The sequence below is a fragment of the Novosphingobium aromaticivorans DSM 12444 genome (assembly GCF_000013325.1).
Lineage (GTDB): Bacteria > Pseudomonadota > Alphaproteobacteria > Sphingomonadales > Sphingomonadaceae > Novosphingobium > Novosphingobium aromaticivorans.
Genome location: NC_007794.1, coordinates 3550781 through 3561584 on the forward strand (window position 1 = coordinate 3550781; position 10804 = coordinate 3561584).

Consider the following 10804-nt stretch of genomic DNA (forward strand, 5'->3'; position numbering starts at 1 on the left):
GCAATGAGCCTGCTGCAATGGGCCGTCGTCGGCGCGGCCGGATATGCCATCTACCGCGCGGTACAGCGCCAGAACACCGACAGCGCCCCAGCCGCTTTCGCCCATGGCGAGGAAGCGGGCCTGAACTTCGCCCAGGTCCGCTCCGCCGGCACCGAAGGCATGAGGTCCGACCCCAAGCGCTGGGACAAGGTCGACCAGGCGTCCGACGAGAGCTTCCCGGCAAGCGATCCGCCGGCAACCTACTGACCCGCGCCGCCGCGGAGCTGATCCGCGGCGCGCCGCCAAACGAAAAGGGCCGCTCCATCGAGGAGCGGCCCTTTTGCGCTGGCGCCAGCCGTGCGGTTCAGCGCACGCGGACAGGCATGTAGATGGGTGGCTGGCCACGGCGCTGGATGCGCAGCAGCACCGCTTCACGACCTTCGGTCTTGGCGTTGCGCACGATCCGTTCGAGATCGGCCAAGGTGGTAACCGTGACGTAGTTGGCCGAAAGCACGATGTCGCCACGCTGCAGGCCCTTGGCCGCGGCATCGGACGATCCGTCGACCGCCGTGATTACGACGCCCTTGGCATCCTCGCCCGCGCCAAGCTGGCGTGCGATCTGCGGGGTCAGCGGGATCGCTGCGACGCCGAGCGCGTTCTGGAGAACGCTGGGCCCCTGCTGCTGCGGGCGAGCGCCGAACTGGTCGTCGTCCTGCTGGGCATCGGGGTCGAAGCTCTGCTGGGCGAGTTCCTCCTCGGTCGGACGCTTGGCGACGACGGTCTGCACCGTCAGGCGCTGGCCGTTGCGGATCAGCTCGATCGGGATGCGCTTGCCGGGCGCGGTGTTGGCCACGATGAACGACAGGGTCTGGTCTGGCGTCACGTCCTTGCCGTCGACCTTGACCACGACGTCGCCCGCCTGGATGCCAGCCTTGGCCGCAGCCTGGCCGGGCTCGACGCCCTGGATGAACTCGCCCCGGTTCTTGGGCAGGCCAAGCGAGGCCGCAAGGTCTTCCGAAAGCGGCTGGATGCGCACGCCCAAGTAACCGCGGTCGATCGCCTGGCCTGCGCGCAGCTTGTCCACGATGGGGGCGGCGATTTCGGCGGGGATGGCGAAACCGATGCCGACCGAACCGCCGGTGGGCGAGAAGATCGCATTGTTGATGCCGATCACGTTGCCCTGCATGTCGAACATCGGACCGCCCGAGTTGCCCCGGTTGATCGACGCGTCGGTCTGCAGGTATCGGTCATAGGCCGAACCCGAACCGGTGTTGCGGTAGACCGCCGAGATGATCCCCTGCGTGACCGTGCCACCGAGTCCGAACGGGTTGCCGATCGCGATCACCCAGTCACCCACGCGTGCCTTGCGCGAATCGCCGAACTTCACGAACGGGAAGGCGGTGGGGCGGCTGATCTTGAGCACGGCAAGGTCCGATGCCGCGTCCTTGCCGATAAGCTTGGCCGGGTATTCGGTGCCGTCGGGGGTGGTGACGGTGATCGATTCGACCTCGCCCTGCCCGTCGGCGGTAATGACGTGGTTGTTCGTCACGACATAGCCGTCAGCGGAAATGATGAAGCCCGAACCCAGCGACTGAGCCTCGCGCGTCTGCGGGCCGTTGCCTTGTCCGCCGCCGAACAGGTCGCCGAACGGCGTGCCGGCGAAGGGGTTGTTGGCCTGCACCTTCACGCGCTGGCGGGTGGAGATGTTCACGACCGCCGGCTGGAGTTGCTGGGTAAGGTCTGCAAAACTTGCCGGGGCGCCCGCGCGTGGCACGACCGTCCGCATCTCGGACTGGTCGTTCTGCGCGACCTGCGCACCTGCCGGAAAACCCGTCACCAGGGTCAGTGCGCTGCCTGCGAGCAGCAGCGCCGAAGTCACACCGTAAGCGTATCGCACGTGGCCTGGTCCTCTTTGTCTATCAAGCGCCGGATGCGGCGCGGCTGACGTCTGCCGCTGTCGATTCACGCGCCTTGCGATGAACGGACTTTGAATGACGATGTTCCGTATCGTTCAGCAAAGGCCGCCGGAAAACGAATGTTGCAAACCTCCGGCGTCACTTGCCCTTGAACTGCTTGAGATATTCGTTGTCCGGCGAAAGTACGATCGCGGTGCTCGAACCCTTCTGGGCGAAGGTCGCGTCGTAGCTCTGCATCGCACGGTAGAAATCGTAGAACGCCGGGTCCTTGTTGAAGGCGTCGGCATAGGTCTTGGCCGCAGTTGCCTCGGCGGTCGCGCGGATGATCTGCGCGGTCTTCTGGCCCTGGGCGCGGATCGTCGCGGCTTCCTGCTGGCGGGCCGTCGCCATGCGGGTGAAAGCGGATTCGAGCGGCGTGCCTTCTGGCAGGTCCGCCCGCTTGATCCGCACGTCGATCACCTGCGCACCATATTCGCGCGCCTCGCGGTCGAGACCCTCGCGGATCTGCTCCATCGCCTTGCCGCGATCCGCCGTCAGCAACGAGCCGAAGCTGCGCTTGCCAAGCTCCTGGCGGAGGGCTGAATTGAGGATCGGCTGAAGCTGTTCCGCAACGCGATCGGTTGTCCCGGCAGTCTGGACCATGCGGACCGGATCGATGATACGGAAGCGCGCGAAGGCGTCCACCTCGAGGCGACGCTGGTCTGCCGAGAGCACCTGCTGGCGTTCCATGTCGAGATCGAGGATGCGCTTGTCCACCTCGACCACCTGTTCCATGAACGGAATGCGCCAGACGAGCCCCGCGCCGGTCTGGCCGAAGTCGACGTTGGGACGGAAGCGATTTACCACGCGTTCGGGCTGGCCGAGCCGGACCACGACCGCCTGGGTCTTCTCGTCGACCACCTTGAGGCAGCTTGCGACGCCGACCAGGACCACCGCAAGTGCGATGATCGCGGCCTTCTGTTCCTGCCAGAGGTTATGCAAGGCGTTCATCTCAGCGGCCCTCTTCCTGCGGCTTCTGGGTCCGCTTCATTTCGGGAAGCGGCAGGTAGGCCTGGGTGTTCGGCGATTCGAGAATCACCTTGTCGGTCTGGCTGAGCACGCGTTCCATGGTCTCGTAATACATGCGGCGGCGGGTCACTTCGGGGGCGAGCTTGTACTGCTCGTAGACCTTGTCGAAGGCGGTCGCCTCGCCACCGGCGCGCGCAGTGAGCTGCTGGGCCCACGCCTGCGCGCGGTTGATCTCGCTCTGCGCGTCCTGCTGGGCTGCGAGCACTTCCTTGAAGGCGTCGACCACCTTGGTCGGCGGATCGGTCTTCTTGATGTCGACGCCCTGGATCGACACGCCGGACCGGTAGGCATCGAGCACCTTCTGCATGCGGTCGCGCACGTTCTGTTCGATCTGCTGGCGGCCCGAACCCATCGCGTCGTTCAAGGTAACCTCGGCGATCGACTGGCGCATCGCCGCCTCGGCCACTTCGCGCACCGTCTGATCGGGGTCGGCAAGCTGGAACATGTAAAGCTTGAGGTCCTTGATGTTCCAGCGGACGAGGTAGGTGAGGTCGACCAGGTTCTGGTCGCCCGTCAGCATCAGCTTCTCGCCGTCGCCCTCGGGAATGGATTCGCGGCGGATAGAGGTCACGTCCTGCACGCTGACCGACTGGATCGGCCAGGGAAGCGTAAGCGCCATGCCCGAATCGAGCGTGCGCGAATAGGAGCCGAAGGTCGTGACGACGCCCTTCTCCTGCGGAGAGATGCGGTGGACCATCGAGGTGCCGAGCCACAGCGCGACGATCAGCGCGATGCCAACCGGCACCCAGGACTTGCCATCGGGGCGCTGCGGCAAGCGGGGCATGCCGGGGCCGCGCCCACCACCACCACCGCCGCCGCCCTTGCGGGCACGGAAGATGTCTTCGATGTTCGGGCCCTTGCGGCCAGGCTCGCGCCCGACATCGCCCGATTGCGGCGGCAACCACGGATTACGCGGGCCTTCGCTGCCAGCGGGCGTGCCTTCGGGCGGAGACGGTTCGTTATCGGGGGCCGCGTTACCGGGCGACGCAGGCGGCTCATTGCCCCCCGTGCTCCCGCCGGAGCCCCAGGGGCTTTTCCTGCCGGTCATGAAGAGGCCCTTTTCCCGGCCCAAACGCGCGATCCATCCACCCAGTTCGGTCATGGGCAATGTTATAGGAACGGTTCGCACGAAAAACAGTGTCCTTTCCCCAAAATTCATCTGCTAGGAGGCCGGGACGAATTGAGCAGGGAATTGGCGTGGGCATCGAAGAACAGGCACTCCGCAATGCATTGCAGGACGCGGCGGGGGATAGGCTGCAATCGCTGAAGATTTCGGGCGACGCGGCGACGATCATGCTGGAGGTCGGCGGGCTCGACCGGCTGGAGCGCGACAGGCTGGAAATGGCGGTGCGCGACGCGGCAAGGCTCGCAGGCGTGGCCGAAGTGCGGCTGGGCATGACGGCGGAGCGCAAGGCACGCGTCATCATCGCCGTGGGATCGGGCAAGGGCGGGGTCGGCAAGTCCACGGTTTCGGCCAATCTGGCGGTCGCGATGGCCAGGCTCGGGCGCAAGGTCGGCCTCGTCGACGCCGACATCTACGGTCCCTCGCAGCCGCGCCTGCTGATGACGGAGGGCCGCAGGCCCGAGGCCGAGGGCAACAAGATGATCCCGATCGACAGCCCCTATGGCGTGCCGATGCTGTCGATGGGTCACCTCGTCCAGCCCGGGCAGGCCATCGCGTGGCGCGGGCCGATGGCGGGCAATGCGCTGGGCCAGCTCATCGACGCACACTGGGGCGAGACCGAGATCATCGTCGTTGACTTGCCGCCCGGCACCGGCGACGTCCAGCTTACCATGCTCCAGAAGCACAAGCCGGCGGGCGCGGTCATCGTATCCACGCCGCAGGACCTTGCGCTGATGGATGCGACGAGAGCCATCGGGCTGTTCGAGCAGGGACAGGTTCCCATCGTCGGGATGGTAGAGAACATGGCCGGATACATCTGCCCGCATTGCGGCGAGGAAAGCGATCCCTTCGGCGTGGGCGGCGCGGAAGCCGCAGCGAAGACGATGGGTCTTCCCTTCCTCGGACGCGTCCCCCTCGACATGGCGATCCGGCGCGAGAGCGATGCCGGCAACCCGCCTGCCGCAGGCGATGGCCCGCAGGCCGAGGCGTTCCTCTCCATCGCGCGCGGCGTCCTCGCCTGGCTCGACGGCAGGCGCTGACGCCGATGCGCCTCACGCGGAGGGGGCTGCTGGTGGGGGCAGGGCTCGGCGGAGCCCTGCTTATCGCCTTCCCGCTCATTCCGCGCCGCCACCCGGTTCCACTGCAGGCGGGCGAAGGCGAGCACGTGGTCGACGCCTTCCTCAAGCTGGGGCGTGCCCGGGGCGGCAAGGACTGCATCCTGACCGTCGCGGTCCCGTTCTGCGAGATGGGACAGGGCATCACCACGCTCGTCGCGCAGATCGTCGCGGACGAGGCCGGGGCCGACTGGCGCAAGGTCGCGGTCGAGGCCGCGCCGATCAGTCCCGCCTATGCCGACCCGGTGCTCTCGGCAAAGTGGGCGCCGTTGTGGATGCCGGCATTCGCTTCGCTGGGCAATGACGCCGAGGGCACGCTCGCCCGCCTTCATGCAGAGCGCGGGCCGATGATGATTACCGCCGATGGCACGGCGCTGGCGGCGTTCGAGACTCCCTTGCGCGAGGCCGGGGCAGCCCTGCGCGCGATGATGGCCCAGGCTGCCGCGGACAAGTGGGGCGTGGGCTGGGAGGAGTGCGAGACCGGGGACAGCGCCGTGACCCACGGCAAGAAGCGCCTCTCCTTTGCCGAACTGCTGGCGGATGCGGTAGAGTACGACCCGCCCGACCTGCCCGTCCTGCGCGCCGAGCCCCCGCGCGAAAGGCCCGGCCAGTTTCCCGAAGGTGCCCCCGCCCGGCACCCGCGCCTCGATCTTCCAGCCAAGGTCGACGGCAGCTTCACCTTTGCCGGCGACGTGCGCCTGCCGGGCATGGTCCACGCCGCGATCGCCCACGCGCCGCAAGGATCGGCGGTCCTGTCGACCTATGACAAGCAGGCTGCGGCCTCGGTGCGCGGGCTGGTGGGCGTGGTTCATGCCCGGCGCTGGCTCGCCGCCGTCGCCACCAACTGGCACGCCGCCGACAAGGCCTTGCGCGCGATGGAGCCACGTTTTCGCGCCGATGGCCCGGTGGCCGACAACGAGAAGGTCCTCGTGGCGCTCGACAAGGCGCTGGACAAGGGCGACGCGGTGCGACTCATGGCCGAGGGCGATCCCGATGCGCTGCTCGAAAAGCCGGTCCTCAGCGCCCGCTACGATGTCGAACCGGCCCTCCACGCCCCGCTCGAAACCACCAGCGCCACCGCCCGCCTTCGCGATGGCAAGCTGGAGCTGTGGATCGCGACCCAGGCTCCCGAGCGAGCGCGCCGCGCCGCCGCACGCGCGGCGGGTCTCTCGCGGCAGGACGTGATCGTCTATCCGATGCACGCGGGCGGCAGCTTCGACGCTCGGCTCGACGTGCGCATCGCCGCCGAAGTTGCCACCATCGCGACCATCATCCGCAAGCCCGTGCAACTGACGTGGTCGCGCTGGCAGGAATCGCTGGCGGGCATTCCCCGAACCCCGGTTTCGGCGCGGCTCGACGGCGCGCTCAGCCCCGACAAGTCGCGCGTGCTGGGCTGGCGCAGCCGCCTCGCACTTCCCGCCACGACAATCGAATCGGGCGCACGCCTGCTCGATGGGCAAGGCATCGGCGATGCACTCGACTTGCAGGACCGGGCCGACCCGATGGCCTGTGAAGGCGCGATGCCGCTCTACCGCATTCCCGAAAAGGCGGTGGACCACGTCCCCGCCGCCCTGCCCCTGCCCACGGCGCGCTTTCGCGGACAGGCGCACGGCTACACCGCATTCTTCACGGAAAGCTTCGTGGACGAGCTGGCCCATCTTGCGGGGCGCGAGCCACTGTCGTTTCGCGTCGGCATGCTCGATGGCCAGCCGCGCCTTGTCGCCTGCCTTTCCGGCGTCGCCAGGCTGGCGCAATGGGGCGGCGGGGTCGATGCATCGGGACAGGGCATTGCCTGCCATCGCATGGATCTTGCCTCGGGAGGCGGCGCGGTGCGTTCCGGCATGATCGCGGTCGTCGCCACCGCACGGCAGGAAGCCGGCGTCGTGCGGGTCGAGCGGCTGAGCGCCTTTGTCGACATCGGCCGCATCGTGAACATGGATATCGCGCGCCAGCAGATCGAGGGCGGCTTGGTGTTCGGCCTCGCCCATGCGGTCGGCGGGTCGAGCGGCCACGCTCGCGGAAGGCCGCTGGCGGGCCATCTCTCGCAACTCGGCCTGCCTCTGCTGGCCGATTGCCCGAAGGTCGATATTGCCTTTGCCGACAGCAACGAAGAGCCGTTCGACCCCGGCGAACTCGGAATGGTCGCGGTGGCCCCGGCCATCGCCAATGCGCTGTTCTCCGCCACGGGCGTGCGCTTCCGCCGCCTGCCGCTCATTTCCGAAGGACTTTGATTGCCGATGCAGCGCCCCGCAGACCACCCCACTGTTCTCACCGGCAAGGTCGGGGTGCTTCTGGTCAACCTCGGCACGCCCGATGCGCCCGATGCGGGCGCGGTGAAGCGCTATCTCAAGGAGTTCCTGTCCGACCGCCGTGTGGTGGAAATTCCCGCGCTCGTCTGGCAGCCGATCCTGCGTGGCATCATCCTGAACACGCGCCCCCGGAAATCAGCGCACGCCTACGCCCAGGTATGGACGGATGAGGGATCGCCGCTGGCCGCGATCACGGCCGCGCAGGCACGCGCGCTTCAGGCACGGCTGGGCGAAAGCGCGATCGTGCGGCACGCAATGCGCTACCAATCGCCCGCCATGGCGAAAGAGCTGGACGCGCTGCTGCAGGCCGGGTGCGAGCGCATTCTCGTCGCGCCGCTCTACCCGCACTATTCGGGGGCGACGACGGCTTCCGCGCTCGATGCGGTGGCAGACTGGATCAAGGCGCGTCGCCGCCTTCCCGCACTGCGCACCCTGCCGCCTTATCACGACGATCCGGCCTATATCGGCGCGCTTCACGCCGACCTCTCGCGCCAGATCGACGCTCTCGACTTCGCGCCCGAACTGCTGCTGCTGAGTTATCACGGCATGCCCGAACGGACGCTGCACTTGGGCGACCCCTACCACTGCCACTGCCGCAAGACCTCGCGCCTGCTGGGCGAGCGTTTTGCGCAGAGCAATCCGGCGCTGCGGCTGGAGACCACGTTCCAGTCGCGTTTCGGCAAGGCAAAGTGGCTCGAGCCTGCAACCGATGCCGTGCTGGTCGACGAAGCTCGCAAGGGCACGCGCCGCATCGCCATCGCCGCGCCCGGGTTTTCCGCCGATTGCCTGGAAACGCTCGAGGAACTGGCGATCCGCGGCAAGGAAGATTTCGTCGCGGCGGGTGGTACGCACTTCGCCTCGCTCGCCTGTCTCAATGCGGGCGACGACGGCATGGACATGATCGAGGCGCTGGTCCGGCGCGAGCTTTCGGGCTGGATCTGAACGTCCGACCAGAGCCGACATACGGCCTTGGCCCCTGTTGACATGCATGTTAATTACCCGGTTAAATCAGCCCACCGGGAGAGAGCATGGCCAGCATCGCGCCTGACAGCAGGACAGATCTACATACCGAACGCGCCAACCCGCACTGGGTAAGGCTGGGCGGGGACCACAAGCTGGACCATGTCCCCGGCGAGGACGGCTGGCCGGTGCTCGGCACCACGCTGATGCAACTGGCAGATCCGCTGGGGTTCCAGAGACGCATGGTCGAGACCCACGGCCCGGTGTTCCGGACGCGCAGCTTCGGACGGCGCGGAGTGAACCTTATCGGCGCGGACGCAAACGAACTGGTGCTGTTCGACCGCGACCGGCTGTTCTCCAACGAACAGGGCTGGGGACCGGTACTCAACCTGCTGTTCCCCCGGGGCCTGATGTTGATGGACTTCGAGGCGCACCGGGTGGACCGCCGCGCGCTGTCCATCGCTTTCAAGCCGGAGCCGATGCGCGCCTATTGCAGCGTGCTCAACACAGGCATCGCGCAGGCCGTGCAAGGCTGGGGCGGCCAGATGCGGTTCTACGACGCGATCAAGGCCCTGACGCTCGACACCGCCGCCTCCAGCTTCCTCGGCCTTCCGCTCGGGCCCGAGGCCGACCGGCTCAACAAGGCCTTCGTCGACATGGTCCAGGCGTCGGGCGGGGTCGTTAGACGCCCTCTGCCCTTCACCAGGATGGGCAAGGGCGTAGCGGGACGGCGCCTGATGGTCGAATACTTCGGCCGGCTGGTGCGCGAGCGGCGCGCGGATCCCGGGCAGGACATGTTCAGCCAGTTCGCGCTCGCCACGCGCGAGGACGGCTCGCTCCTGCCCGAGGACGTGGTGGTCGACCACATGATCTTTCTGATGATGGCCGCTCACGACACCATCACCAGTTCGGCCACGGTGCTGTTCTGGCAATTGGCCCGGAACCCCGACTGGCAGGACCGACTGCGCGCCGAAGCCCGCGCCGTGACCGGGGGCGACGGCCTTCCACTGGCCTACGAGGACCTCGGCCGGATGGAATTGACCGAGATGGCGTTCAAGGAGGCGCTGCGCTTCATGCCGCCTGTGCCCAACATGCCGCGCCGCGCGCTGCGTGACTTCGAGTTCGGCGGCTACCGCATCCCGGCAGGGACGCCGGTGGGGATCAGCCCGGCGGCCGTCCACGCCGATCCTGCGCATTGGCCCGAACCGGACCGATTCGATCCGCTACGATTCACCCCGGAAAACGTCTCGGGACGCCACAAGTATGCCTGGGTGCCCTTCGGCGGCGGCGCACACATGTGCCTCGGGCTGCATTTTGCCTATATGCAGGTGAAGTTGCTGGTCAGTCACATCCTGACCCGCTACGAGGTCGCCATGCAGCCGGGCCCCGCGCCTTCGTGGCAGGCCTGGCCTATCCCGAAGCCCCGCGATGGCCTGCGCGTGGAGATGCGCCGAATCTGTTGACGATTCGGCCCCTCCCCGCTAAGGGCGCCGCTTTCCGGTGGACAATTCCGCCACCACAGAAATTACACGCGGCCGTTTTGCGGTCCGCCAGAGGACGAGAAACAGGAAACCATGGCCAATACGCCGCAAGCCCGCAAGCGCATCCGTCGCAACGAACGCCGCGCCGAAATCAACGGCAACCGTCTTTCCCGCATCCGCACCTTCGTCAAGAAGGTCGAGACCGCGCTGGCCGGTGGTGACAAGACGGCCGCTGCGGAAGCTCTGAAGGCGGCCCAGCCGGAGCTGGCACGTGGCGTGGCCCGTGGCGTGCTCCACAAGAACACCGTCGCGCGCAAGATGTCGCGTCTGACGAAGCGCGTCGCCTCGCTCTGATTCGCTGGCGATAGCGATTCGGTCGGTGCTGCCAGCTGGCAGTACTAAATACCGAATCCAGTGCACAAAAATGGAACGTGGCCGGCGGCATTTGCCTCCGGCCACTTTTCATTTGTGCAATTCAAGTCGCCTCATTCTGGGTACAAAGACGTAGTGTGACAGTGTGCAGTCGCAACAAGTCACGGATTCTACGCGATTCGCATCGGCGCCCTGTAAATATCCTTACTTTTCAAATGTTTGATGCATTTCCGCCGATCACAGCGAGTCAAGGGCATTTATTTCAGTTTTTTTGCTGGTGCCCCGCTTGCGCGAAGGGCCACTCGGCCAATACACAATGCGAACCGGGGGCGGGAATCACTGTCATCCGGTGTCACTCAAATCGCTTTGAACATGCTGCCGCGCAGGCCGCGCGGCCGGTTTGAATTTGGTCTGCCGTGCAATCCGCGCGGCCGGGCGGGGTAAACTTGTGTCTTGTCGCCGGGGGGCGCACAGGCACGAT

General features: G+C 66.9%; 9 protein-coding genes. 6 read left to right on the top strand and 3 right to left on the bottom strand.

Annotation, left to right across the window (positions count from 1 at the left end; all coding sequences use genetic code 11):
- The first annotated feature begins 3 nt into the window (after positions 1–3).
- Positions 4–246 (top strand): hypothetical protein, encoded by a 243-nt coding sequence (locus SARO_RS16910; protein ID WP_011446967.1) that lies wholly within the window; start codon positions 4–6, stop codon positions 244–246.
- Positions 247–343: 97 nt separating this feature from the next.
- Here SARO_RS16910 and SARO_RS16915 read toward each other — a convergent pair whose 3' ends face one another.
- The 3 genes from SARO_RS16915 to hflK form a co-directional block, all read right to left on the bottom strand.
- Positions 344–1876, bottom strand: coding sequence for a Do family serine endopeptidase (locus tag SARO_RS16915; RefSeq protein WP_011446968.1), 1533 nt, complete (start codon positions 1874–1876; stop codon positions 344–346).
- A 157-nt stretch (positions 1877–2033) separates the two neighbouring features.
- Positions 2034–2885, bottom strand: coding sequence for a protease modulator HflC (gene hflC, locus SARO_RS16920; RefSeq protein WP_011446969.1), 852 nt, complete (start codon positions 2883–2885; stop codon positions 2034–2036).
- Between the two features lies 1 nt (position 2886).
- On the bottom strand, positions 2887–4011 hold the full coding sequence (hflK, locus tag SARO_RS16925) for an FtsH protease activity modulator HflK (protein ID WP_011446970.1): 1125 nt from the start codon (positions 4009–4011) through the stop codon (positions 2887–2889).
- Between the two features lie 347 nt (positions 4012–4358).
- Between hflK and SARO_RS16930 the strand changes: the two genes are divergently transcribed.
- The 5 genes from SARO_RS16930 (at position 4359) to rpsT (ending at position 10305) form a co-directional block, all read left to right on the top strand.
- Complete coding sequence (locus SARO_RS16930) at positions 4359–5126, top strand: Mrp/NBP35 family ATP-binding protein (protein ID WP_234007463.1); 768 nt, start codon at positions 4359–4361, stop codon at positions 5124–5126.
- A gap of 5 nt (positions 5127–5131) precedes the next feature.
- Positions 5132–7432 carry a xanthine dehydrogenase family protein molybdopterin-binding subunit gene (locus SARO_RS16935; protein ID WP_011446972.1) on the top strand — a complete coding sequence of 767 codons (2301 nt, stop codon included), beginning with the start codon at positions 5132–5134 and terminating at the stop codon, positions 7430–7432.
- Positions 7433–7438: 6 nt separating this feature from the next.
- Positions 7439–8452, top strand: coding sequence for a ferrochelatase (gene hemH / locus SARO_RS16940; protein ID WP_011446973.1), 1014 nt, complete (start codon positions 7439–7441; stop codon positions 8450–8452).
- Between the two features lie 86 nt (positions 8453–8538).
- Positions 8539–9933, top strand: coding sequence for a cytochrome P450 (locus SARO_RS16945; RefSeq protein ID WP_011446974.1), 1395 nt, complete (start codon positions 8539–8541; stop codon positions 9931–9933).
- A 111-nt stretch (positions 9934–10044) separates the two neighbouring features.
- The gene (gene rpsT / locus SARO_RS16950; protein ID WP_011446975.1) at positions 10045–10305 is read left to right on the top strand and encodes a 30S ribosomal protein S20; all 261 of its coding nucleotides are present in this window, start codon (positions 10045–10047) and stop codon (positions 10303–10305) included.
- Positions 10306–10804 lie beyond the last annotated feature (499 nt).